General features: G+C 70.7%; 24 protein-coding genes. 4 read left to right on the top strand and 20 right to left on the bottom strand.

All coding sequences use genetic code 11. From position 1 onward, the window contains the following. Nucleotides 1–60 precede the first annotated feature (60 nt). The 9 genes from D3869_RS09895 to D3869_RS09855 form a co-directional block, all read right to left on the bottom strand. A complete protein-coding gene (locus tag D3869_RS09895; protein WP_137139907.1) occupies nucleotides 61–543 on the bottom strand; it encodes a cell wall hydrolase in 483 nt (160 codons plus the stop codon). Continuing rightward, nucleotides 540–863 carry a hypothetical protein gene (locus D3869_RS09890; RefSeq protein ID WP_137139906.1) on the bottom strand — a complete coding sequence of 108 codons (324 nt, stop codon included), beginning with the start codon at nucleotides 861–863 and terminating at the stop codon, nucleotides 540–542. Before D3869_RS09890 ends, D3869_RS09895 begins: the two co-directional genes overlap by 4 nt. 90 nt (nucleotides 864–953) lie before the next feature. Beyond that, nucleotides 954–2513, bottom strand: coding sequence for a phage terminase large subunit (gene terL, locus D3869_RS09885; RefSeq protein ID WP_137139905.1), 1560 nt, complete (start codon nucleotides 2511–2513; stop codon nucleotides 954–956). Then, the gene (locus tag D3869_RS09880) at nucleotides 2513–4543 is read right to left on the bottom strand and encodes a glycosyl hydrolase family 28-related protein (protein WP_137139904.1); all 2031 of its coding nucleotides are present in this window, start codon (nucleotides 4541–4543) and stop codon (nucleotides 2513–2515) included. The genes terL and D3869_RS09880 overlap by 1 nt, the downstream gene beginning before the upstream one ends. A 39-nt stretch (nucleotides 4544–4582) precedes the next feature. Beyond that, nucleotides 4583–5248, bottom strand: a complete 666-nt coding sequence (locus D3869_RS09875; RefSeq protein WP_137139903.1) for a hypothetical protein — start codon at nucleotides 5246–5248, stop codon at nucleotides 4583–4585. Continuing rightward, nucleotides 5248–7143 carry a hypothetical protein gene (locus D3869_RS09870; protein ID WP_137139902.1) on the bottom strand — a complete coding sequence of 632 codons (1896 nt, stop codon included), beginning with the start codon at nucleotides 7141–7143 and terminating at the stop codon, nucleotides 5248–5250. The genes D3869_RS09875 and D3869_RS09870 overlap by 1 nt, the downstream gene beginning before the upstream one ends. Further along, entirely contained in the window at nucleotides 7143–7712 is a 570-nt protein-coding gene (locus D3869_RS09865; RefSeq protein WP_137139901.1) for a hypothetical protein, read from the bottom strand. Before D3869_RS09865 ends, D3869_RS09870 begins: the two co-directional genes overlap by 1 nt. 176 nt (nucleotides 7713–7888) lie before the next feature. Further along, nucleotides 7889–8158, bottom strand: a complete 270-nt coding sequence (locus tag D3869_RS09860; RefSeq protein WP_137139900.1) for a hypothetical protein — start codon at nucleotides 8156–8158, stop codon at nucleotides 7889–7891. 49 nt (nucleotides 8159–8207) lie between these two features. Then, the gene (locus D3869_RS09855) at nucleotides 8208–9026 is read right to left on the bottom strand and encodes a phage capsid protein (protein WP_137139899.1); all 819 of its coding nucleotides are present in this window, start codon (nucleotides 9024–9026) and stop codon (nucleotides 8208–8210) included. 420 nt (nucleotides 9027–9446) lie between these two features. Between D3869_RS09855 and D3869_RS09850 the strand changes: the two genes are divergently transcribed. After that, nucleotides 9447–9884, top strand: a complete 438-nt coding sequence (locus tag D3869_RS09850) for a PRC-barrel domain-containing protein (RefSeq protein WP_137139898.1) — start codon at nucleotides 9447–9449, stop codon at nucleotides 9882–9884. A gap of 58 nt (nucleotides 9885–9942) precedes the next feature. Here D3869_RS09850 and D3869_RS09845 read toward each other — a convergent pair whose 3' ends face one another. The 7 genes from D3869_RS09845 to D3869_RS09815 form a co-directional block, all read right to left on the bottom strand. Beyond that, nucleotides 9943–12315 carry a putative bifunctional diguanylate cyclase/phosphodiesterase gene (locus D3869_RS09845; RefSeq protein WP_247895610.1) on the bottom strand — a complete coding sequence of 791 codons (2373 nt, stop codon included), beginning with the start codon at nucleotides 12313–12315 and terminating at the stop codon, nucleotides 9943–9945. A gap of 192 nt (nucleotides 12316–12507) precedes the next feature. Continuing rightward, complete coding sequence (locus tag D3869_RS09840; RefSeq protein WP_137139896.1) at nucleotides 12508–13203, bottom strand: capsid assembly protein; 696 nt, start codon at nucleotides 13201–13203, stop codon at nucleotides 12508–12510. 25 nt (nucleotides 13204–13228) lie between these two features. Continuing rightward, on the bottom strand, nucleotides 13229–13501 hold the full coding sequence (locus D3869_RS09835) for a hypothetical protein (RefSeq protein ID WP_137139895.1): 273 nt from the start codon (nucleotides 13499–13501) through the stop codon (nucleotides 13229–13231). After that, nucleotides 13494–15011: a portal protein gene (locus D3869_RS09830; protein ID WP_137139894.1), complete on the bottom strand. Its 1518-nt coding sequence runs from the start codon at nucleotides 15009–15011 to the stop codon at nucleotides 13494–13496. The genes D3869_RS09835 and D3869_RS09830 overlap by 8 nt, the downstream gene beginning before the upstream one ends. A 4-nt stretch (nucleotides 15012–15015) precedes the next feature. Then, nucleotides 15016–15435 (bottom strand): hypothetical protein, encoded by a 420-nt coding sequence (locus D3869_RS33040; RefSeq protein ID WP_175426362.1) that lies wholly within the window; start codon nucleotides 15433–15435, stop codon nucleotides 15016–15018. Nucleotides 15436–15501: 66 nt separating this feature from the next. Further along, nucleotides 15502–15930 carry a hypothetical protein gene (locus D3869_RS09820; protein ID WP_247895609.1) on the bottom strand — a complete coding sequence of 143 codons (429 nt, stop codon included), beginning with the start codon at nucleotides 15928–15930 and terminating at the stop codon, nucleotides 15502–15504. Then, nucleotides 15927–16292: a hypothetical protein gene (locus D3869_RS09815; RefSeq protein ID WP_137139893.1), complete on the bottom strand. Its 366-nt coding sequence runs from the start codon at nucleotides 16290–16292 to the stop codon at nucleotides 15927–15929. Before D3869_RS09815 ends, D3869_RS09820 begins: the two co-directional genes overlap by 4 nt. 196 nt (nucleotides 16293–16488) lie before the next feature. Here D3869_RS09815 and D3869_RS09810 point away from each other — a divergent pair, with 196 nt between their 5' ends. Both D3869_RS09810 and D3869_RS09805 read left to right on the top strand, forming a co-directional pair. Next, entirely contained in the window at nucleotides 16489–17121 is a 633-nt protein-coding gene (locus tag D3869_RS09810) for a S24 family peptidase (RefSeq protein WP_014241596.1), read from the top strand. A gap of 74 nt (nucleotides 17122–17195) precedes the next feature. Beyond that, the gene (locus tag D3869_RS09805) at nucleotides 17196–17528 is read left to right on the top strand and encodes a hypothetical protein (protein WP_137139892.1); all 333 of its coding nucleotides are present in this window, start codon (nucleotides 17196–17198) and stop codon (nucleotides 17526–17528) included. A 13-nt stretch (nucleotides 17529–17541) separates the two neighbouring features. On the opposite strand, the gene D3869_RS09800 is transcribed toward D3869_RS09805, so the two are convergent. Then, nucleotides 17542–18138 (bottom strand): hypothetical protein, encoded by a 597-nt coding sequence (locus D3869_RS09800; RefSeq protein ID WP_137139891.1) that lies wholly within the window; start codon nucleotides 18136–18138, stop codon nucleotides 17542–17544. A 137-nt stretch (nucleotides 18139–18275) separates the two neighbouring features. After that, nucleotides 18276–19124 (bottom strand): branched-chain amino acid aminotransferase, encoded by an 849-nt coding sequence (locus tag D3869_RS09795; protein ID WP_137139890.1) that lies wholly within the window; start codon nucleotides 19122–19124, stop codon nucleotides 18276–18278. Between the two features lie 153 nt (nucleotides 19125–19277). Between D3869_RS09795 and D3869_RS09790 the strand changes: the two genes are divergently transcribed. After that, nucleotides 19278–19481 carry a hypothetical protein gene (locus D3869_RS09790; RefSeq protein WP_137139889.1) on the top strand — a complete coding sequence of 68 codons (204 nt, stop codon included), beginning with the start codon at nucleotides 19278–19280 and terminating at the stop codon, nucleotides 19479–19481. An 87-nt stretch (nucleotides 19482–19568) separates the two neighbouring features. Here the strand turns inward: D3869_RS09790 and D3869_RS09785 are convergent, their stop codons facing one another. Further along, on the bottom strand, nucleotides 19569–20345 hold the full coding sequence (locus D3869_RS09785; RefSeq protein WP_137139888.1) for a succinate dehydrogenase iron-sulfur subunit: 777 nt from the start codon (nucleotides 20343–20345) through the stop codon (nucleotides 19569–19571). A gap of 30 nt (nucleotides 20346–20375) precedes the next feature. After that, nucleotides 20376–22157, bottom strand: a complete 1782-nt coding sequence (sdhA, locus tag D3869_RS09780) for a succinate dehydrogenase flavoprotein subunit (RefSeq protein WP_137139887.1) — start codon at nucleotides 22155–22157, stop codon at nucleotides 20376–20378.

The following is a 22157-nucleotide window of genomic DNA, read 5'->3' as shown; positions in this document are numbered from 1 at the left end:
CGGACCCATATGTCCGGCCCGCCGGAACGCGGCCGGGAGACGTCGGTGTAGAACGGGAGGTCATTCGACGTCGTCGTAGAACTGGAACCCGCCGATCTCGGCACAGACGCTGCGCCCTTGCGCCCATTGCGGGTTCGCCCCCGCCCGGTGCAGGTGAGTCGCTCCGCCCGTCGGGTCGTCGAGCAGACCGGCCACCGCGCGGCGGGCGATCCGCTGGGCGGCGGCGAAGACCGGGTCCGCGGCGGTCACCGACAGCAGCCCCAGCCGTCCCGGCGCGTCCGGGTCCCAGCAGGGGAATTGTCCCGGCAGACGGCAGACGGCGACCACGTCATTCCCCCACCACCACCCTCCCTGGTCGCGCGCCCGGCCGACGCGGTTCATCACGACCGCCGCCACCGCCTCCATGGCCCGCACGGATTCGCCGCGCGCCTCCCCCCACAGGGTGCGGGCGAGCGTGTCGATGGCTTGGCTGGGCGCGTCGGCGGACGGACCCTGCGGCGCGGCCACCGGTCCGGGCTCCGGCTTCAGGACACGCGCCCTCATCGGCGGCCTCCGTCTCCGTAAGGCGGGGCGAACGGCGCGCAGCCGTTTTCCAGCTTGGTCTCGATGCGCAGCAGGTGATCGGTCAGCCGCCGCTCCACATCCTTCAGCGTCGCCACCGAGACGTAGGTCTTGGCGACCTCCAGCTTGTAGGCGGCCAGACTCTCGCGGACCTGCGCCTGGGCGGTCTCGGCGCGCGCCCGCACCGTCTCCAGCGCGGTTTCGGCGTCCCGTCGCAGCCGCGCGATCAGCCAGAACAGCCCGCCCATGACCGGCAGCTCGACCGCCGTGATCCACCAGGACAGGTCGATGGACTCCTGCATCTCCGTTCTCCAAGGAAAAAGGCAAAAGAAAAGGCCGCCCCCGTTCAAGGAAGGCGGCCCGACGCAACACGGGTCCTCAAAAGCAGTGGGTCACACGTCCCAGCCCTCCGCCGGGGTCGGCAATGCCGCGGCGCGCCAATCCGCCTTCCGCCCCGGCGCCGGCTGGCGGTCGAAGCGGAACGGTTCGCAGGACAGCGCCCCGGCCACCGCGTCCAGCCCGTCGTCGCGGCCCGTGTAGCGCCCGTCCGGCGACCATTCGCGCATCTCGCGGATGAAGGGCGTCTCCCACACGGTCGCGTGGGCGAGCAGCCGGCGGTCGGCCAGCAGGGCGTCGAACGCCTCGCGGATGCGCAGCGCCTTGGCGCGGCGGCTGGCTTCCTCGACCACCGCGGCACCGACCTTCTCCGTGCGCAGCGCCTTGCGCAGCAGGCCGGGCAGGAAGCGCCCGATGCCGTTGATCTCCACATGCACCGCCGGCAGATGGTGCCGCTCCAGGAAGCGGGCGACCTGGAGGCACTGCTGCTCCGCCTCGGTGTCCGGGTCGCCGGGGTCCACCGACAGGTAGAGCACGCGGTGCAGGTAGAAGCGCCCGTCCGCCCCGCCGAACACCGCGGCGACCACGCTGGAGTCGCCGGGTTTGCCGCCCTCCGCCGCCGGGCGTGCGAAGGCCGGGTCCCACCAGCAGGAGGCCGAGGCCATGCGCTGGCCGTTCAGCGTCAGCACCGCCCGCCCCGCCGACTCCCGATACTCCAGCTCGCCGTCGTAGCGGCCCAGCCGGTCGGGGTCGAGGAACCCCTCCGCCTCGTTGACCGGCTGCAGCAGCATCTGGCTGGTGAACTTGTTGGGGCCGGTCGTCTTGCGGATGCGGTTGACGTGGGCCTCGCCGAAGCGCTGGGGCCAGGCGTAGCGGCGCCGGCCGTCCGGTCCGTCGGTGTAGACCGGCAGGACCAGCCGCGCGAAGCCGTCCAGGAAGGGCCGCGTCTCCCCCGCCTCCGTCCGCGGCTCCTCCGCGTAGATGGAGTAGTAGCTGTGCGGCGTCCCGACATAGAGCTGCACCCCGCCCGGCACCAGCAGATAGTCGATCTCCGCCAGCCTCTCGCGCAGGTCGGCGCGCTTGCCCGGACTGCCGGAGGTGCGCGGCACCTCCACGTCGTCGCAGATCACCACGTCGGCGCGGCTGCCCGTGATGTTGCCGCCCACGCCCGCCGCCACCATGGAGGGGTCGCGCAGCTCCTGCGCCCGCACCACGGTGAACTGGTCGGCGGCCCACTGGTCGCGCTCCTTCGCCGGGGGCTTCAGGCCGCGGGTGTCGGGATGGCGCTCGATGATGCGCTTGACGTTGCGCACCATCTTCTTGGCCAGCTTCAGGTCCGCCGCCAGGACGAGCAGACGCCGGTTGGGGTCCTGGTAGAGCATCCAGGCCGCGAACAGCCCGACGATGGACGACTTGCCCGCCCCGCGGAAGGCCATCAGCAGCAGGCGCGGCCCAATGCCAGAGGACCCGGCGCCAGAGGACCCGGCTCCGACCGCTTGCCGCTCCAGCCACGCGGCGATCTGCAGATGATGGCGGGGGGTGCTCAGCTCCGACTGCCGGTTCCAGTCCTGAACGAAGGCGAAGAAGCCCCTCTTGCGCGTTTCCGCCGCCTCCATCAGGCCACCCGTCCCAGAATGTGCCAGCCGGCGCCGTTGGACATGGCCGTGACCGCGCTGCCGGTGGAATTCAGCGACACCGGGGCGTTGTCCGGCCCACTGCCGCCCTGCACGGTGACGGTGACCGGGTTGCCCGACACGTCGGCCTTCTTGACCGTCACCGTGCGCCCGACCGCGTGCAGCGCCCCCGCCGGCGGCAGCCGCACCGTGACAGCACCACTGAAGGCGCTGACCAGATACAGCGTCTGGTTCAGGTCCGGCTCGAACAGGCCCGGCCGGTCGTGGAAATGGGCGTTGCCCGGCCGGTTGTTGCCGGCCACCACCCACCAGCCGGCCCCGTTCGAAACCACGGTCACGAAGTCGTAGCGGTTTCCCAGAGCCGCCGTGCGGCCGTCCGGCCCCGGCCCGCCCTCCTCGGTGATGGTCAGGCGGTGGGCGGAGGCGTCGGTCCGCTTCACCGTCACCGCATGGCCGTTGGCCGCCCCAGCCGCCGGCAGCCGCAGCTCCACGTCGCCGCTGTAGGCGCTGGCCAGATAGACGGAGCTGGTCAGGTCCAGCGCGACCACGCCGCCGGCCTGCGGCTCCACATACTCGGTGTCGTAGCGCAGGGCCTCGACGACCAGTTGGGAGACGCGGCTGCGCGCCAGCCGGTTCTTCTCCGGATAGCCGGCGTTCACCGCCGTGTAGCGGCCGCCCGACAGGTCGTAAATGGCCGGGCCGGCGGACATCGACAGCAGGTTGACGATGGCCGTCTCGACCGACCCGGCGTCGAGCTGCACGTTGGGCACGCCGCCCAAGGATTCCGCGTAGAAGTTCAGGATCAGCGTCTTGTCGGTGTTGGCACCGACCCGGAAGCAGGCCAGCGCCATGGTCGACAGGTTGGCCTCGCAGTCCTGGAAGCTGTTGTTGTACTTGCCCTGCTCCACGAAGAAGCCGCAGCCGGCGATGGGCGCCGACAGGGAGTAGACGCGCACCATGGAAAAGCGGTTGGCGTTGGGCGTGTCGCCCTCCCCCGTCCGGGTCAGCCACACCCCGTGCAGCGACGGGCGGGCCACCAGCACGCGCGACACCATGTTCCAGTAGCAGGGCCAATTGGGGTCGGCGTACCCGTCGAACAGCAGCCCGACCCGCGGGTCCCAGATGGTCAGGTCGCTCAGCGTGTTGTGCACGCAGGGGCCGTCCCGCCCGAACAGCCGCACCGCGGCGTCGCCCCGCTCCAGCCGCAGGCCGCTCACCGTGGCGTAGCCGTCCGGCAGATGGATCAGGTCGAACCCCGCGGAGGAGCCGGCAATGACAGACCTCTGCCCCGCCCCATGCAGCGTCTGGCCGTAGCCCACCGTCAGCGTGTTGGTGATCCGGTAGGTGCCCGGCGGCACATGGACGGCGTCCGCGCTGGTCAGCGCGGCCTGGATCGCCCGCGTGTCGTCGACGACGCCGTCGCCGACCGCGCCGAAATCCTTCACCGACAGGGCGTCGGCCAGCTTCTCGCGCACCGGGCGGCGCACCGCGCCGGCGCCGGGGGCGACGAAGGTGGACAGCGCCTCCTCGTCCACCGGCTTGCGGGCAATCGGGTTGCCCGTGGAGTCGAAGGCGAGGAGCTGCCCCGCCCGCACCGCCCGTTCCGGCAGCCGGTTGGAGGCCGGCAGGTCGGTGTCGGTGTAGCGCAGCATCAGCTCCTGATCGCCGGCCACCTGCTGGAGCGCGGCGGTGAGCTGATCGAACTCGCGGTTCAGGCTGGCGGCCGGAAGCGGCCCGCTCTCCAGGAAATCGCTCATCCGCTCGATGGGCAGGCGGCGGCGCAGCAGCACGGGCGTCCCGGCCTCCGGCGGCTCCGCGAAGGCCACCGTGCCGCCCGCGGTCTCCCCGGCGCCGGTCACCGCGTAGCCGGTGGTCTGCCGCGCCGCGCCCAGGAAGACCTGAAGGTCGCCCTCCTCGAAGACCGGGAACGGAAAGGTGAAGTCGGTCTGCACGCCGTCGGCAAGATACTGGACGCGCGGGTTGCCGCGCGGAACGTCGATTGCGCTGGGCATGGGGTGCGCCCCTCCTGCTGCGTGGGTTGACCGGAAGCGTCAGTAGAAGCGGCTCATGAACTCCAGCCGCTGCCGCTCGGCGAGCTGCGCCTGTTCCAGCAGGTTGCGGCGGCGCACGCCGTCCACCTCCTGCTGGATGGCCTCGCGCTTCAGCCGGTCGGCGCCTTCCGCCTCCCCGCGCTCCGCGGCGCTGTCCTTGACGACGCCGAGCAGGATCGCCTCGCCGGAGCCGTCCGCCGCGCTGACCCCGTTGGAGCCGAGCGTCGCGCGGGTGCGCGCCACGGTACGGCGCAGGGCGTCCACGCGCCGCCGCTCGTCGGACTGCGCGGCGGCGGAGATCTGGGCCAGCCGCGTGCGGGCGTCGCCCTCCTTGTCGGCCAGCGCGGTGGCCTGCCCGGCGCGGAGCTGCTCGGCGGCCAGGTTCTGGCTCTGCGCCAGCCAGTCCATCTCGCGGACGCGCTGCCGCTCCGCCTCGGCGCGGGCCTGCTCCTCCTTCTGGCGCTGAAGCTCCTGGTCCTGGCGGCGCAGCTCGTCCTCGCGCTGCCATTCCAGGCGCTGCTGCTCCGCCTGCTGGGCGTAGCGGCGCTCGTCGGCGGCCTGCTGCCGGCGCGCGCTGTCCGAGGTGCCGGAGACGCGGTCCACCGTGTCGGCGACGGCGTTGGCCAGCGGCAGCGCCGTGGTGGCCAGGGTCGTGATTCCGCCCATCAGTCGTTCACCCTCAATTCCATGGTTACGGACAAAAGCGTGAAGGGCAGCGGCGCGTCCTGCCGGATGCTCCACAGCGGCCGGTCGCTGTCGCGCCGCCAGCCCAGCGCCCGCAGCTTGCGGTCACCGGAGACCAGCGCCGGAACGCCGCCCGCGGGCTGCGGCCCCGTCCGGTGCAGCGGCAGTTCCTGAAGCCCGCGCCCCAGGTCGGCGTGGAGCGCCGCCGTCTCCTCCAGCCGGAAGCCGACGGACACCAGCCGCACCGCGTCCGTCCCGCCCGCCTGCCCCAGCAGGCTAACCGGCAGCGGCTCGATGCGGTGGCTGTAGGGCAGCCCGGCCTCGACGTGGCGGGCCGGCGGGTCGAGCACGATCTTGCCGGCGGCGACGGTGGCGTCGGCGCGGACCGTCCCGTCGGCGACCACCGCGACGGCGCGCCCCTCCAGATGGTCCAGCCCGCTCCACACCGCGGTCGGGGCATCGTGGTCGCCGACCAGGGCGGCGTCGAGGTTCAGCCCGTCGTCGAAGCGCTCGACGCTCCACCGCCCGGCGCGGTCGACCAGCGCGTAGACCTCGTCCCCGACCACCGCGACGCTGCGCACCGCCCCGTCGGTCTCCAGCCGGGTCCAGGCGGTCACCTGCTCCAGTCGATAGACGGTCAGGGCGCACAGCGCGCCGTCCTCCATCACCACGAACATCAGGCGGCGGCCCTGGTCGTAATCCTGGTCGCGCGGCTTCACCACCAGATGGCGGGCGAGCAGCGCCAGATCGTTGGCCTGATAGGCGGCCTCGGTGTCGGTGTAGAGGAATTCGCGGATCTCCCGCCCATTGCGCGAGACGAACAGGGTGGCGCCGTCCACGTCGCGCGGCGGGACGGAGCGGTCGACGGGCGAGCCGATGCGCGTCTGCCGGTGCACCTGGATGTTCTGCGGGGTCAGCGGATCGCCCGACACCATGTATTCCGCGCCGGAGGTGAAGACCTGGAGATGCCGCCCGGAGAAGACGGCGCGCACCGCGTTCACCTGATCGGACAGGATGCCGAACTCGATGGCCTCGTCGTCCTGTCCGGTGCCGAGGTCGAAATTCCACAGGTCGGCCGAGCGCGACAGCCACAGCCGGTTGGGCAGGTCGCGCGATCCACCGATGACCAGCCGGTCCTGGTGGAAGGCCGCCGACACCGGCCAGCCGCGCAGCGGCGAGAAGGACTGCTCGTCCCAGGCCGTCGTCGCGGCGGTGCCGGCCAGCGTCTCCAGCACCGTCGCGGTGACCTGGGTCGCCGACACCACACCTTCCACACGGAGCTGCTTGCCCTGGATGCGCAGGCGCGTGCCCTCCTGCTTCGGGTCGAAGACGGAGGCGGAAGCCGTCACCGTCACCAGCCCGTCCGTACCCGACGGGGTCAGCGTCACTGCGGGATCGGCGAAGCGGTAGAAGGGCATCGCCACCCGTTCCCCCTCCGCGACGTAGCTCCAGCCGGTCAGCGCCCAGGCGTCGGCGCCGCTGCGCGTCAGCTTGCGCGGCGGCACGTCGGGATGGCAGACCAGCAGCGTGTCGGCGCTCTGCGTCCAGGTGATCTGGGGAAGCTGGGCGGCGGTCCAGGGCGCCTCCACGCTGGCGATGGGCGTGTCGTCGCCGTAGACGTCGATCCGCCCCTCGGAGAAGACCAGCAGGTAGGTCTGCTCCGTGTTGAACTCGAAGGCGACCAGCCGCCCGTCGCCGCGGGCCGGATCGACGAAGGCGAGGCCGGAGCGGCGCGTCACCCCGCCGGTCGGGTGGATGAACAGGTTGCGCAGCGCCAGCGCCCCGTTGTCGTAGGCGCGCAGGTCGCCGCGCCCGAGCAGGCGGCGGGAAATCTCCCCCGCCGTGAAGTTGGTCTTCACCTGACGAATCCGCGCCATCAGCCCCTCGCGTCGATCAGGGTGAAATCCTCGAAGCCCGGCTGGCTGTCCTGCAGGGCGTCGATCTGGCGGGCGCGGCGGAACTCGCTTTCCGCCAGCCGCTGCAGCAGCTCCGCCCGGCTCGTGCTCTCGGTCAGCGGAATGCAGAACTCCGCGGCCAGCCGGGCAATCAGCGCCTGGTCGAAGAAGGCGGGGAAATCCTCCTCCGCCGGGCGCCCGACATAGGTCAGCACCACCGCGTCGGACGCCGCCTGCAGCGTCCGCCCAGCGATGCGGTAATCCAGCCCGCGGCCCCGCCCGCCCGCCCCGGCGCCGAGCGCGCGCAGGAAATTGGCGGGAAGCTGGAAGGCCGCGCCGTAATCGGCGACCGGATCGTCGGCCAGCCGCGCCAGCCGGGCCTGCCGCGTGGCGAAGCTCCAGGCGTTGGCCGACAACAGCGCGTCCCGCGCCGGCTCGAAGAGCGCCGCCGCGACCTCCGCCTCGGCGGAGCCCTCGTCGAAGGCGGTGATCGCCGTCGCCCCGATCTTGATGAGCGCGCGGCTGCACAGCCCGATAGCCGTCAATGCCATGGGATCGATCCTTCGGATCAGAGGGAGGCACGTCGCCTTAGCCCTCTCCCCCCTGGGGAGAGGGTGGCCCGCAGGGCCGGTGAGGGGGTTGCGCATGGCGAAACGTCTGGCAAACGCGCATCCCCCTCACCCTGACCCTCTCCCCAGGGGGGAGAGGGGACATCGAAGGGAACCCGTCAGTCCGTGTTGGACGCGCCGAAGGGCGACAGGTTGGTGACGTCCACCACCCCCGCCGCGTTGGCGGCGACCACGAGGACGCCGGCGGCGGGCGTCCCGGCGGTGCCGGTGTTGGCCAGGATCATGTCGCCGCTGCGCAGCAGGTCGGACGCGCCGTTGAAATAGCCGCTGTTGTCCACCAGCGTGGCGGCGTCCGGCGTCGTGTAGTGCCACAGGGTGAAGCCGTTGGCGTAGGCAAGGACGCTCAGGTCCTTCGGAAGATAGGCCATGGGGAAAACTCCAGGTCGGTCGTCGGCAGGGGGCGTCAGGCGTCCAGGGTCAGGCTTCCAGGCAGCGCATGGTGACGACGCCCGCCGCATCGATCAGGCCGGCGCCCTGCGACATCATGTTGTTGACGAAATGCGCAGCGCGGTCGCCGTGCCAGGAGATGTCCGTCTTCACGTCGGCGCCCGAGGCATGGCCGATGGCCGTCTTGTGGTACCAGTGGCACAGCCGCACCCCGCCCTCGGCCTTCAGGCCGGAATGGGGCATCCACAGCGTGCCCAGCCAGCGCTTGGCCTGGGTGCCGCGCCAGGGCAACTCGTCGGCGCCGACATATTCGGTGCTGGCGAACTCGTCGATGCCCAGAAGCTGGCTCCACTGCTTCCAGCCGACGACGGCGTAGCGCTGCCCGTCGTCCGGCACGTCGGACTCGCCCAGCTTCTCGAAGGCCGTCAGCACCTTCGCCTTGGTCAGCCCGTCGTTGGAGCCGCCCGCGAAGTTGGTGGATTTGTTCAGCTCGCCGAGGATGAGTTCGTCGGTCTTGCGGCCCAGCGCGTAGGCGCCGGCGCTGGCGATGATCTGCCGCTCATCGATGTTGGTCTTCAACTCGTCCAGCCGGTCGACCCAGTCGCCGGCGTAGAAGTCGTAGAGGGTGCATTCGACCGGCGTGTGGTCGAGGTTCATCACCGGAACCGCGCCGTGGCGCGCCTTGGTCGACGCGGTGCCCTTGCCGACCTTCTGGAAGACGGTGGAGGCGCCCTGGACGTTGTTCTTGGTGCGCACCGTGTTGCGCAGCTTGGAGCCCATGCGCTGGTAGGCGTCGTGCACTTCGCGTTCGAACTGCTTGACGAAAGCCTGGGCGACCGAGGTGGACATTGGACTGTATTCCTTTCGCGTTCTGCGGGGTCCCGTCCGGCGGGAAGCATTCCGCCACCCGGTTGTCGGGCGCGCCCGATCCCGGAACAGGACGAGGGGACGCGCGCCCGGCCGCGGGCGAAGCGCGAAAAAGAAAGGGGCTGGCCGGGCCTTTCGGTTGTCCGGTCAGCCCCTTTCAGGACAGGCGTGGAGGGGAGGTTCGGGATGCCGCGGCCCGTCGTGTGAGGGGACGCACGACGGGCGTTGGCAAGTCCGTTTCTAGGACAATCGCCCTTCCATGTCAAGAATATTTTCCTTTATCGCAATCCTATCATCTTGGCGCGGTACTCCCTTGGGGCACGGAATATCCCCCAGAACCACGGTGTTGAATCGTTGGCCATCACGGCACGAAAAACACGGCATAAAAGAGGAATACGCTTCATGAAGACGATCATCACCGCCTGTGGCGTCGCGGCGTTTCTGCTCGCCACGCCGGCCCTGGCCGAAAGCACGTCCGGAACCGCCGCCAAGGAGGTCCCGAACAACAAGGCGACCGGGCAGGTCGCGGCCACCCACGGCTCGCTCGACCCGGCGGTCGCGAAGATGACCGCGGCCCAGCTCAAGGGGAAGGACATCTACGGCAGCGACGGCAAGGACATCGCCGAGATCGAGGGCATCGTCCGCAAGGGTGGCCAGACCTTCGCGGTGATCGATGTCGACCACGTCGCCGACGTCAGCGACAAGGACGTCGTCCTGCCGCTGGAGCGGCTGCACATGAAGGGAGAGCGCCTGACCGTCGACATGTCGGAGAACGACCTCAAGGGCCTGGAGTCCTGGCAGAAGGGCAAGTACGAGGACGTCAAGGGCGCGCTGCGCTGACGTCACGGCCGAATCAGGAGGACGGACCGGGGGCGACGGCCCCCGGTTCTTCCGGATCTCACGCGGTCCGGCGCAGGCGCACAGCCAGCAGGTCGGCGGCCTGCCCGGCGGGAACCGGGCGCCCGGTCAGCCAGCCCTGGACCAGGGTGCAGTTGTGGTGGCGCAGGAAATTGGCCTGTTCCGGCTTCTCCACCCCCTCCGCCACCACGTCGAGCCCCAGCATGTCGGCCATGGCGATGATGGTGGAGACGATGCCGTTGTCCTCCCGCTCGCTCGGCACGCCGTTCACGAAGGACCGGTCGATCTTCAAAGTCGTCACCGGCAGCCGCTTCAGGTAGCTCAGCGAGGAATGGCCGGTGCCGAAATCGTCCACCGCCACGCGGATGCCCATGGCCTTCAGCGCGGCCAGGACGGACAGGGCGTGGTCCATGTCCTGCATCACCGCGCCCTCGGTGATCTCCAGCTCGACCAGATCGGGCGACAGGCGGTGGCGGTCGATGATGCGGCGGAAATCCTCGGCGGAGCGCTGGCGCAGGTGGCGCGGCGAGATGTTGACGGCCACCGGCACCGGCTCCAGCCCATGGTCGATCCACTCCCGCAACTGACGGCAGGCCTCGTCGAGCACCCAGTCGCCGAGGGGCACGATGAAGCCGGTGTCCTCGGCAACCGGGATGAACTCGCCGGGCGGGATCATTCCGAAACCGGGCTTGTCCCAGCGCAGAAGCGCCTCGAACCCCTCCAGCGCTTGGTCGATCAGCGACACCTTGGGCTGGTAGTGGAGCTGGAACTCCCCGCGCGCCAGCGCCGCCCGCAGGTCGCGGTCCAGCGCCAGATGGCGGTGCGCTTGGTCGGCCAGCTCCTTGCGGAAGAAGGCGTGGCGCTTGCCGCCGGCCCGCTTGGCCGCGTAGAGCGCCGTGTCGGCGGAGCGGATCAGCTCCTGCGCGCTGTCGGCGTGGTCGGGGAACAGGGCGATGCCGATCGACGGGCGGACGTAATGCTCCGTTCCCATCAGCAGCACCGGCTCGTCAAAGGCGGCCAGGATGCGCTGGGCGGCGATCTCCGCCTCCTTCGCCTCGCCCACCTCGTCGAGGATCACCGCGAAGTCGTCGGTGCCGATGCGCCCCACCGTGTCGCTCGCCCGCACCGTGACGACGATCCGCGAGGCGACCTCCTGCAGCAGCAGGTCCCCGGCGTGGTGGCCCAGCGTGTCGGTGATCAGCTTGAAGCGCGACAGGTCCAGGCACAGCACCGCGAAGCGGCGGCCATGGCGGCGCGCCCGCTCGATCGAGGTGTCGAGCAGCGATTCGATGAGGGCGCGGTTCGGCAGGCCGGTCAGCCGGTCGCGCGTGGCGAGCCGCAGCAGTTCCCGCTCGTGGCGCAGCCGCTCCGTCATGTCGGCCAGCGCGCAGACGTAGCTGCGCCGCCCCTGCACGTCCAGGCAGGACAGGGAGAGCGAGGCGTCGATCCGCCCGTCCGCCCGCTCGATCACCAGCTCCTCGGCGCGCTCCGTGCGGCCGCCGCCGGCACCCGGTCCCGCCGCACCGTCCCCGTCCGGCGCCCCTGGTGTGAGCCCCAAACCGAGCAGCCGGGCGACCCGCTCGCGGTCCTCCTCGGCGAACAGGTCGGCGAAGCGATGGCCGTCGAGCCGCTCCGCGGGGACCCCGAACAGGGCGACGGCGGCGGGGTTGTGCTCCTCGACCCGACCGTCCTCGCCGACCAGCACGATGGCTTCGCCGATGTTGTTCATGATGCCGAACAGCCGCTCGTCGCGCACGATCAGCGCCTCGGCGGCCTGTCGGAAATAGTCCATGGCGCGGGCCATGGCGCCGAACTCGTCCTTGCGGTCGCGGCCGGGGATGTCGATGCCGGTCTGCCCTTCGGTCAGCCGCTCCATCCGCTCCGACAGCGCCTCGATGGGACCCAGCACATGCTGCGACAGGAACACCGACAGCGGCCAGCTCAGCACCAGCAGAACGGTGATGAACAGGACGAAGGCCAGGGCCTCCATGGCGAATTCGCGGTCGAGGTCGTCGGTCCCGCTGGCCGCCGCGATGGCCCAGCCCCAGGGTTCGAAGGTCAGGCTGGCGCGGACCGAATGCCCCTCGCCCATCCAGCCTTCGGGCACGCGCCCGTCGGTGAAGACGCTGACATGGAAGGGATCGCGCCCCAGCGCCCGCAGCGCCAGCCGCGCCTGTCCCTGGCCCTCGTCCCGCGCCAGGGCGCCGGCCTCGATGGCCGCGTTGATCTCGCCAAGCATGGCGTGCGCCGAACCGACCAGCGCGTGGGTCAGCCGTTCCCGTTCCGTGATCAAACCGCTGCGCAGCAGGTAAAGCGCCGGTATTGCCGCCATGAGGCAGCCGATCAGGCCGATCCAGGTCAGCCAACGGATCTTGCGGCGCAGCGTCATCACGGTCCCGACGGCGATCGTCACGCCCGGCTGCTTCCGGGCGGTTGTCATTCTGCGCGAAAGCGTCGCTTTTTTATTTCAAACACGCAACGGTCAAGTTGCCTGCCCCGGTCTCCCTTCGTCCTTTTCAAACCGGCTGCGACATTTCGCCCATCCGGCGCGGCTTCGCCGGGTGACCCTGCAAAGCCGCGCCAAGCCCGCCAATCAGGCGGCCAATCAGGCGGTCGGATACAGGCGCTGGAATCCGTCGGTCACCTTCGACACCACCGCCGGGTCGCGGTCCCGCCAATAGCGGGGGTCGCGCATCAGCGCCTGCAGTTCCGCCTCCCCGCCGGCGGACGGCGCGCCGGCCGGCATGGACAGGGCGGCCGGCTCGCCGCCGGTCATCATCCGGTGAAGCGCCATCACCCCCTCATAGGTGGTCGACAGCCCCTCCACCGCCGCCGGCGGCAGGTTCTTCACCGCCCAGGCGTGAAGCTGCCGCGACACCTCCCGCCAGCGCTCGGCCCCGCCGAACTGGGCGGACAGCCGTTCGACCTCGCGTTCCGCCTGGAACTCGGCGGCCAGCTCCTGGATCAGCGGGACCAGCCGTTCGGCGGCGAGATCGTAGACGAGCTGCGCCTGCTCGGGCGTGAAGCCGGCACCGCGCAGGCGGCCGTTGATCGCCGGGTCCGGCTCGAACAGCCCGTGGTCGCAGGCGATGCAATAGCCCTCCGGCCCGTCCGGCACGCCCGGCGCCGCCAGCAGGCCGGGCTGCTCGCCGTTGCCGGAGGCGGACAGCTTGCGCTCCAGCTCCAGATAGGACTTCAGCAGCGCCTCGACGCGCACCGCCCCGGTCTCCGGGTCGCGGAACTTCTCGGGCACCGTGGGCGGGGCGCCGGGAACGGTCGACGTCAGCAGGTTCTCAGCCATGGATAGCTCCTTGTCGATGAAAGACTCAGGCGCCCTGCCCGCGGGCGGTCAGGGCGAGGATGAGGGCGACCAGGCGGCGCTGGCCCTCGAGGTCGCGCAGCGCAGCGTCTGAGGCGTCGGGGCCGAGCGTGCGCTCCAGCGTCATCGCCTTCAGGGCGGTGAGCACCCGCGCCCCGTCCGGCCCGGCAAAGCAGCGGGCGAAGCTGGGCGCCGGGTCGCCCGCCGGAACGGCCTCGGCGGGCGGCACGCCTTCCAGCCAGTCCCACCCGGCTTTGTGCGATCCTGCCGGATCAGCCATGATGCGCCTCCACCCGCACCAGCTTGGCGGGCACGCCGAAGGCCTCGCCCAGCCAGCGCGCGGTCGCCGCCACGTCCACCGCCGACAGCGCCTCCGGACCGAGTTGACGTGCGGTGTCCAGCCAGCGCAGCGTCGCCTGGACGTCCCTCTGCGCCTGCGCCTGGGCCAGTGGCGAGCGGTGCTGCAGCGCCACCGTGCGCCCGTCGACCGCGATGTCCGGGATCTCGCCGCGGCGGCGCAGGATGCCGACGGCGCGCAGCACCAGCGGTGTCAGCAGCTCCGCCTGGAGCCGCCCGTAGGTCGCGCCCAGCAGCCGGGCCATCTCGGCGGAGCGTTCGACCACCTCGGTCGCGGTCATGCGCGGCTGGTCCAGCGGCCCCAGCCGGTCGGCCAGCAGCGCGTGGCGGATGCGCGCCCGCAGGTCGTCGAGCACGAGCTGCGACACGTCGAACCGGCCAGGGTTGGCGAGCGGCGTCAGCCCGGCCGACCCCACCGCCTTGGGGATAATCGTCCCCGGCACCAGCCGGATCGTCGCGGGGTTCAGCACCCCGTCGTCGTCGGCCTGCCAGATGCCGGTGACGGCGACGGAGGCGTTCTTCAGCACCAGCTCGACCACCTTGTTGGCGGTCTTGATGTCGGGCAGCGCCTTCATGACCGGCGACCGGCCGTAGGTCTCCCCCGGTGCCTTGAGCCAGCGGAAGTTGATGAACGGCGATTGCGCGAAGCGGCCCTCGGCCAGCGTGGCGGGATCGGCCAGGCCGCTGTCCAGCACCACCGTCCAGCGGTAGGCCATCCCGTCCGGCAGCACCGCCTCGACCAGCGGAAAGCGGCTGTCCGGCTCCGCGGCGCCGCGTTCCCGCACCTCGTCCGGAAGGGGGGCGCCGGGAAAGCGGCGCTCGATCTGGGCCAGCGTCGCCTCGCTGCGCCGGAAGGTGCCGTCCAGCCGCCCGTCCGCCCCCTCCTCCAGCACCGCCTCGGCCAGCGGCACCGCGGTGAAGCGCAGGCTGGACGCGGCGCCGGGCGGGGCCTCCTCCATCAGCAGGCAGGCGGTGCCCACCGTCACGAGGTCGAGGAAGGCCTGATGAATTTCGACGGCGAAGTTGGAGCGGTCGACATGCGCCTGCACGATGCCGGCGGCGCGGTCGAGCATCGGGGCCACGCGGTCGCGCTCCCCGTCCGGCAGCGACGGGCCGGGCTGCAGCCCGAACCAGCGCGACCAGGGCGGCGTCAGCTCGGCGAGCAGGCTGGCGGCGAGCTGCTCCACCGCGTCCGGCGCGGTGCCGTCGAACAGCCGGTCCACCCGCCGCTCGCCGGGGGTGCCGCCGCCGCGGAAGGGCTGCCCGTTGGGCAGGGCGTGGTCGTAGCAGTCCTGCCAATGGCTTTCCCAGACCGACCGGCGTTCCCGCGCGGCGCGGTAGCGCTCCAGCAGACGCTCCGGCCCGTTCGGCGACGCGGATGCGGCATTCCCCTTGCGGCGTTCCCGAACAGCGTCGGGTGCGGTGTCCTTCATGGCCTCACTCCCCCAACAGACGCTTGCGCAGCGGCACCAGGGCGCCGACGTCCAGCGCGCCCCGCCAGGAGGTCTGGACCGTCCCCGCCCGTCCCCGGTTGCGCCGCTGGATCAGCGCCTCGGCGGCCTTCGCCGGGTCCTTCTCCTCCTCCCTGGCCGGAACCGGGGTGACCGGATCGGCGGCGGGCGGGACCGCGGAGGACGGGGCCTCGACCACCGGGGCGGCGGGTGCCGGCACCGGGTCCGGGGCGGTGTTCCACCAGGGCGTCGTGGCGGGAACCGGCGCCGGAGCCGCCTCGGGCGCCGGGGTCGGCGCGGGGACAGGCTCGGGGGCGGGGGCCGGCGTGGGTTGGGGGGTGGGCGCGGGGTCCGGGGCGGGCGCCGGCGGCGCCGTCGGCCGCGGCGCCTTGAACAGGTTCGCCATGGGCGGGGTTTCCTTGTTCGTGGTGAGACAGGGCGACTGGAAGCGGGGGTGGGACGGCGGCGCCGATCAGGACCCGACGGCGGAGCACGCCAGCCGCCGGTAAAGCTGCCAGGGCGTCAGGACACCGGGCGCGTGCAACCCCAGCAGGCGCTTGACCGCCTCCACGCAGGTGAAGGGTCCCCAGGGGGCCGGGCGGGTCAGACCGCGCCGCACCGGCGCCGGGATCACCGCCATGCCCAACCCGCGGTACCAGCCCGGCAGATCGAAGGCGGCGGGCAGATCGAGGACCGACACGTCGGTGAAGGGCGAAAGCGGGTCGACGATCACCCAGCGGCGCCCGTCGTGCAGCAGCGCGAAGCAGTGGCGGTAGCCCGGCTTCAGCAGGCGCAGCCACCACAGTTCCGCCTCGCCCCGGAAGACCACCCAGGCGCGCGGCGCGTCCGCTCCCGGCCGGCAGGGCCCCGCTTGGCAGGGCTGCGGCAGAGGCGTGCTCACTGAACGATGCCCTTGTCGCGCAGCACCGGGCGGAGCCGGTCGAACGCCTCCCGCCACAGGGTGTGGGCGCGCTGCTCGCGGTAACGCGCCGGGTCCGGCGCCATCAGGCGGCGCCCGTAATGAACCAGCACATGCAGATGGTCGCGGATCAGCAGGCGGCGGCGGTACAGCCGATCCACCGCGCACAGCACGTCGCCGGGCTCGCACGGGCGCTGGACGAGCCCCCGCCCGGCGGCGATGCGCGCCCCGGCGGCCTTGGCGTCCTGCGCCTGGACCGACCAGAACCACGCCTCCTCCGCGCTGCCGAACGGCTCCCCGACGGCGTCGGACAGGACCATGGACGTGTTGCGGTGATGGACCATGCGTGGGGTCTCCCTCGGAATTGCAGCTCTTGCGTTCGCGGGCGCCACATCGCTCTCGGGCGGAGCGCCGGATGGGCCGCGGCACGCGCGGCTGGCGAACAGATGTTCACGTTATGTACTGATTAAAATCCTTCGTCAAGGAAAATATGAATAGGTTCCTAGGGACGAGGCGGGCGGTTTATGTGATTATCCTCCCATGCTCAAACATGCGGACATTTGGCGGGCCATCGACCGCCTCGCGGCCCAGCACGGGCTGTCGGCCTCCGGGCTCGCGCGGCGCGCGGGGCTGGACCCGACGACCTTCAACAAGAGCAAGCGGACCACCGGCGACGGCAAGCTCCGCTGGCCCTCGACGGAGAGCGTGTCCAAGGTTCTGGAGGCGACCGGCGCGTCGCTGTCGGAATTCGTCAGCCTCGTCGGCGATGCCGCGGGCGCCGGCTCGCTCCAGCGGGTGCCGGTCATCGGCTACGCCCAGGCGGGCAACGCCGGCTTCTTCGACGACGCCGGCTTTCCCTCGGGCGTGGGCTGGGACGAGCTTCTGTTCCCCAGCATCGGCGACCCCCACGCCTACGCGCTGGAGATCGCCGGGGACAGCATGGACCCGGTCTACCGCGACGGCGACACCATCATCGTCTCGCCCGCCGCGCAGATCCGGCGCAACGACCGCGTCGTCGTCCGCACCAAGGGCGGCGAGGTGATGGCGAAGCAGCTCCTGCGCGAGACCGCCACGAAGATCGAGCTGATCTCCATCAACCGCGCCCATCCGGACCGCAGCATCCCGCGCGCCGAGGTGGCCTGGATGGCCCGCATCGTCTGGGCAAGCCAGTAAGCGTCAGCCCTGCGGCACACGGTCCTAGGATATTTTTCCTTTACATTGGCGGTCCGAAGGTCTAGCGTCCGGTCATGACCGGAATCGCCAGAACGCCTCCGCGCCCCTCGCGTCTCGAAGATCTGGCCCTTCTCGAAGCGTTGGAACGCCACCACGATGACGCGCCGCCACGCGACGCTTTGCGGGCTGCGCTTCTGGAAGGGGTGGAGCGCTACACCGTCCTGGCCCGGGCCGCCGCGCTTCGCCTGCATGTCCGGTTGGCCGAGGAGGCGCGCCGGGGCACCGCGCACCGTCGCCGCGCCCTGCCCGCCGACCGGACGGCCAGCGACGTCTGGTTGACCCGCCTCACCGCCGCGCTGACCCATCACCGCAACGCCGCCAGCGCGCTGGTTCGCGCAGGCGGCTGAACCGGCGCGGTCGTCAGACCGCCGGAGGGCTGCCGGCCCCGTCCATGTCCGGGGATGCCCCCTCCACGGCGGCGGCGGAGACGGCCCGCGCCTTCCTGGCGCGCGGTTTGCGAACCGGCTGTGCGGGCGACCGGACGCTCACCGGTTCGGCCGCGCCCTCGACGCTCAAAGACACAGTGGGCGTCGGCGCCTCCGGCAGCGTCGCGACCTTGTCCCGGTCCGCCCCCCTTTTCAACACCTTGCTTTTGGAAAAGCCGGACTCGCGCAGGGCCGTTTTCAACTCCTCCCACGCCAGCCGGATTTCCGTGGCGAAGGCCCGCGCGTCGTCGTCGCGGTGGGTGCGGAAATACTCCGCGGCTTCCCGCATCTGGGCCGGCAGGGTTTCCGCCCCGGCGCGCACCGCCTCGTTGCGCAGGCGGTTGTGACGGTCGTCCAGATAGGTGAGGATTTCCGACAACTCCTCCGGCGTGCAGCTTTTCTGCAGCTTGTCGGTGACCACGGGGGCGGCCTTGTCGATCTTCCCGACCAGCTCCGACCGCCCGCGCTTCAGGTCCGGATCGTAGACGGTGCGGATCACCTGGATCACGCGGCGCCGTTCGCGGAATTGCATGCCCTTCCTCCACGGATTCCTTCGGTGGGCCGCCCCACCGTTTCGACGGAATCATGCCGCGGAACCGGCCAGTCATCAAGCCGGTTTCCGGGCCGCATACCGCCCGGAAACCGGCATTCGGGATCGATCGCCGCCGGTCAGCGGAAGGCGAATTCCCAATAGAGCGCCCGTGCCCGCGCCGCCAGGGGGCCGGGTTGCAGGACGCGCTGCTCGACGCGGGTGACCGGCACCACCTTGGCGTAATTGCCCGTCGAGAAGACCTCGTCCGCCTCCAGCACGTCGCTGGGGCTCAGGGTGGCCTCCTCCACCGTCACGCCGTCGTCGCGCAGCAGGGCGATCACGCGCTGTCGGGTGATGCCGTTGAGGAAGGTGCCGTTGTGCACCGGCGTGCGCACCACCCCGTCCTTGGCGATGAACAGGTTGGCCGTGGCGAATTCCGCGACGTTGCCGATGGGGTCGAGCATGATGGCGTTGTCGAAGCCGCGCTCCCGCGCCTCCTTCAGGGCCAGCCCGGCGTTGGGGTAGAGGCAGGCGGCCTTGGCCTCGGTCGGCGCCATGTCCGGCACCGGGCGGCGGCGGCTCGACAGCCCGGCGGTGAAGCCGGCGACGCTGGGCAGCGGCGCCTCGTAGACCGACAGGACGAAGCGCGTGCTCTCCGCGTCGGGCGCGACGAAGCCCTCCTCCGCGTAGAACATGGGGCGGATGTACAGCTCGGCCTCCTTGGGGAAGCGGCGGATGCCGTCCCAGCACAGCTCCTCGATCTCGCCGGCGGTCAGCATGGGGGCGAGGCCCATCACCTGGGCCGAGCGCACGACGCGGGCGCAGTGGCGGTCAAGGTCGGGGGCCACACCCTGGAAAGCGCGGGCGCCGTCGAAAACGACCGAAGACAGCCAGAGCGCGTGAGTCATCGGGCCGACGATGGCGGGGTTGCCCGCGATCCATTCGCCCTGGATGTAGCTCAACGCCTGGCCGGCCGTGCTGCCCATGATCTTCTCCCTTTTTGGCTTGGGGTTGGTTCTATCCGGATGGTTCGCTCCCTCGAAAAGCATACCCCCTCATCGCCGCCGGTCAACCTGCGCAGACGGGCCAGCCGGACGGTTGATGCAGGACACCCTCACCACACCGGGAGCGACAGACCCATGGGCTGGACCTATTCGAGCGCCTTTCCGCAGCCGCTGCGCGCGGCCCCGCCCTTCCCGCCGCCGGGCCAGGACCTTCCCACCCCGGGCCCCCTGACTGACAACCCGGACCTGCCGACCCCCGGCCCGCAGGAGGATATGCCCTCCCCCCTGCCCAACGACGACCTGCCGCCGTCCCGGCCCACCGACCCCGACTTCGCGTGAGCCAGGACGCCGCCCAAGGACCAATGCAAACGGGGCGCCCCCTCGCGGAGGCGCCCCGTTCCTCATCAACGAACCGAAACGGACGGATCAGCGGCGCTGAACCATCAGCTTCTTGATCTCGGCGATGGCCTTGGCCGGGTTGAGGCCCTTCGGGCACGCCTTGGTGCAGTTCATGATGGTGTGGCAGCGATAGAGGCGGAACGGGTCCTCGAGGTTGTCGAGGCGCTCGCCCGTCATCTCGTCGCGGCTGTCCACGATCCAGCGGTAGGCCTGGAGCAGGATCGACGGGCCGAGGTAGCGGTCGCCGTTCCACCAGTAGCTGGGGCAGGAGGTCGAGCAGCAGAAGCACAGGATGCACTCGTAGAGGCCGTCCAGCTTGGCGCGGTCCTCCGGCGACTGCAGACGCTCGCGGCTCGGGGCCGGCGACTGCGACTGCAGCCACGGCTTGATCGAGGCGAGCTGGGCGTAGATGTGCTTCAGGTCGGGGACGAGATCCTTGACCACCGGCATGTGCGGCAGCGGGTAGATCTTGACGTCGCCCTTCACCTCCTCGATGGCCTTCAGGCAGGCCAGCGTGTTGGTGCCGTCGATGTTCATCGCGCAGGACCCGCAGATGCCCTCGCGGCAGGAGCGCCGGAAGGTCAGGGTCGAGTCGACGTTGTTCTTGATGTAGATGATCGCGTCCAGGATCATCGGGCCGAACTTGTCGAGGTCGACGACGTAGGTGTCGACCCGCGGGTTCTGTCCGTCATCCGGCGACCAGCGGTAGATCTTGAAGGTCTTCGCCCGCTTGGCGCCGTTGGCGGCGTTGATGGTCTTGCCGACGCCGACCTTGGAATTGGCGGGCAGGTTGAATTCGACCATGGTTCGTATCCTTGCCTTGCTCTTGCCGCCTTAGTAGACGCGGGCCTTGGGCGGGAACACCTGCACCTCGTCGGTCAGGGTGTAGAGATGGACCGGGCGGTACCCGATCTTCGTCTCGCCCTTGCCCGACACCTCGATGACGGTGTGCTTCATCCAGTTCTCGTCGTCGCGGTCCGGATAGTCCTCGCGGGCGTGGGCGCCGCGGCTCTCCGGACGGTTCTTCGCCGAGTGGAGCGTGGCGACCGCCTGGTACAGCAGGTTGTCCAGCTCGATGGCTTCGACGAGGTCGGAGTTCCAGACCAGCGAACGGTCGCTGATCGCCATGTCGCTCTTCTTGGCGAAGGTCTGGTCGATGAGCCTGACGCCCTCCTCCAGCACCTCGCCGGTGCGGAAGACCGCGCAGTTGTTCTGCATGGTCCGCTGCATTTCCAGGCGAAGCTCCGACGACTTGATCGAGCCCTTGGCGTTGCGGATGCGGTCGAAGCGCTCCAGCGCGACGTCGGTCGCGGCGGCGGACGACGACACCGACTTGCCCTTCTCGACGATCTCGGCGGCGCGGATGGCCGCCGAACGGCCGAACACCACGAGGTCGAGCAGCGAGTTGGAGCCCAGGCGGTTCGCGCCGTGCACCGACACGCAGGCCGCCTCGCCGATGGCCATCAGGCCGGGCACCACGCGGTCCGGATCCTCGGCGGTCGGGTTGACCACCTCGCAACGGAAGTTGGTGGGGATGCCGCCCATGTTGTAGTGCACCGTTGGTAGAACCGGGATCGGTTCCTTGGTGACGTCCACGCCGGCGAAGATCTTGGCCGTCTCGGCGATGCCGGGCAGGCGCTGGTGGATGATCTCCGGCGGGAGATGCTCCAGGTGCAGGTGGATGTGGTCCTTGTGCTCACCGACGCCGCGGCCCTCGCGGATCTCGATGGTCATCGAGCGGGACACCACGTCGCGCGAGGCGAGGTCCTTGGCCGACGGCGCGTAGCGCTCCATGAAGCGCTCGCCGTTGGAGTTGGTGAGGTAGCCGCCCTCGCCGCGCACGCCCTCGGTGATGAGGCAGCCGGAGCCGTAGATGCCGGTCGGGTGGAACTGCACGAACTCCATGTCCTGCAGCGGCAGGCCGGCGCGCAGCACCATGCCGCCGCCGTCGCCCGTGCAGGTGTGGGCCGAGGTGGCGGAGAAGTAGGCGCGGCCGTAGCCGCCCGTCGCCAGAACGACGAGCTGGGCGCGGAAGCGGTGGATGGTGCCGTCGTCGAGGTTCCAGGCCACCACGCCCTTGCAGACGCCGTCCTCCATGATGAGGTCGAGCGCGAAGTACTCGACGAAGAACTCCGCCTCGTGCTTCAGCGACTGCTGGTAGAGGGTGTGCAGGATGGCGTGGCCGGTGCGGTCGGCGGCGGCGCAGGTGCGGTAGGCCTGCTGCTTGCCGTAATGGGCGGTCATGCCGCCGAAGGCGCGCTGGTAGATCTTGCCTTCCGGCGTGCGCGAGAAGGGCACGCCGTAGTGCTCCAGCTCGATGATCGCCGGGATGGCCTCGCGGCACATGTACTCGATGGCGTCCTGGTCGCCCAGCCAGTCCGACCCCTTGACGGTGTCGTACATGTGGAAGCGCCAGTCGTCCTCGCTCATGTTGCCGAGCGCCGCCGAGATGCCGCCCTGGGCGGCCACGGTGTGCGAGCGGGTCGGGAAGACCTTGGTGATGCACGCCGTCTTCAGGCCCTTCTCGGCCATGCCGAAGGTGGCGCGCAGGCCCGCGCCGCCGGCACCGACGACGACGACGTCATAGGAATGATCGATAATATCGTAGGCGGCCAT

It is taken from the genome of Azospirillum brasilense (genome assembly GCF_005222205.1).
In the GTDB taxonomy this organism is placed as follows: Bacteria; Pseudomonadota; Alphaproteobacteria; order Azospirillales; family Azospirillaceae; genus Azospirillum; species Azospirillum brasilense_G.
Note: the sequence above shows the minus strand (reverse complement) of the source record. Positions and strands in the feature narration are given on the sequence as shown.

Coding starts and splice junctions, on each gene's coding strand:
- D3869_RS09895 (WP_137139907.1), bottom strand. CDS start 543: ATGAGGGCGCGTGTCCTGAAGCCGGAGCCCGGACCGGTGGCCGCGCCG.
- D3869_RS09890 (WP_137139906.1), bottom strand. CDS start 863: ATGCAGGAGTCCATCGACCTGTCCTGGTGGATCACGGCGGTCGAGCTG.
- terL (WP_137139905.1), bottom strand. CDS start 2,513: ATGGAGGCGGCGGAAACGCGCAAGAGGGGCTTCTTCGCCTTCGTTCAG.
- D3869_RS09880 (WP_137139904.1), bottom strand. CDS start 4,543: ATGCCCAGCGCAATCGACGTTCCGCGCGGCAACCCGCGCGTCCAGTAT.
- D3869_RS09875 (WP_137139903.1), bottom strand. CDS start 5,248: ATGGGCGGAATCACGACCCTGGCCACCACGGCGCTGCCGCTGGCCAAC.
- D3869_RS09870 (WP_137139902.1), bottom strand. CDS start 7,143: ATGGCGCGGATTCGTCAGGTGAAGACCAACTTCACGGCGGGGGAGATT.
- D3869_RS09865 (WP_137139901.1), bottom strand. CDS start 7,712: ATGGCATTGACGGCTATCGGGCTGTGCAGCCGCGCGCTCATCAAGATC.
- D3869_RS09860 (WP_137139900.1), bottom strand. CDS start 8,158: ATGGCCTATCTTCCGAAGGACCTGAGCGTCCTTGCCTACGCCAACGGC.
- D3869_RS09855 (WP_137139899.1), bottom strand. CDS start 9,026: ATGTCCACCTCGGTCGCCCAGGCTTTCGTCAAGCAGTTCGAACGCGAA.
- D3869_RS09850 (WP_137139898.1), top strand. CDS start 9,447: ATGAAGACGATCATCACCGCCTGTGGCGTCGCGGCGTTTCTGCTCGCC.
- D3869_RS09840 (WP_137139896.1), bottom strand. CDS start 13,203: ATGGCTGAGAACCTGCTGACGTCGACCGTTCCCGGCGCCCCGCCCACG.
- D3869_RS09835 (WP_137139895.1), bottom strand. CDS start 13,501: ATGGCTGATCCGGCAGGATCGCACAAAGCCGGGTGGGACTGGCTGGAA.
- D3869_RS09830 (WP_137139894.1), bottom strand. CDS start 15,011: ATGAAGGACACCGCACCCGACGCTGTTCGGGAACGCCGCAAGGGGAAT.
- D3869_RS33040 (WP_175426362.1), bottom strand. CDS start 15,435: ATGGCGAACCTGTTCAAGGCGCCGCGGCCGACGGCGCCGCCGGCGCCC.
- D3869_RS09815 (WP_137139893.1), bottom strand. CDS start 16,292: ATGGTCCATCACCGCAACACGTCCATGGTCCTGTCCGACGCCGTCGGG.
- D3869_RS09810 (WP_014241596.1), top strand. CDS start 16,489: ATGCTCAAACATGCGGACATTTGGCGGGCCATCGACCGCCTCGCGGCC.
- D3869_RS09805 (WP_137139892.1), top strand. CDS start 17,196: ATGACCGGAATCGCCAGAACGCCTCCGCGCCCCTCGCGTCTCGAAGAT.
- D3869_RS09800 (WP_137139891.1), bottom strand. CDS start 18,138: ATGCAATTCCGCGAACGGCGCCGCGTGATCCAGGTGATCCGCACCGTC.
- D3869_RS09795 (WP_137139890.1), bottom strand. CDS start 19,124: ATGGGCAGCACGGCCGGCCAGGCGTTGAGCTACATCCAGGGCGAATGG.
- D3869_RS09790 (WP_137139889.1), top strand. CDS start 19,278: ATGGGCTGGACCTATTCGAGCGCCTTTCCGCAGCCGCTGCGCGCGGCC.
- D3869_RS09785 (WP_137139888.1), bottom strand. CDS start 20,345: ATGGTCGAATTCAACCTGCCCGCCAATTCCAAGGTCGGCGTCGGCAAG.
- sdhA (WP_137139887.1), bottom strand. CDS start 22,157: ATGGCCGCCTACGATATTATCGATCATTCCTATGACGTCGTCGTCGTC.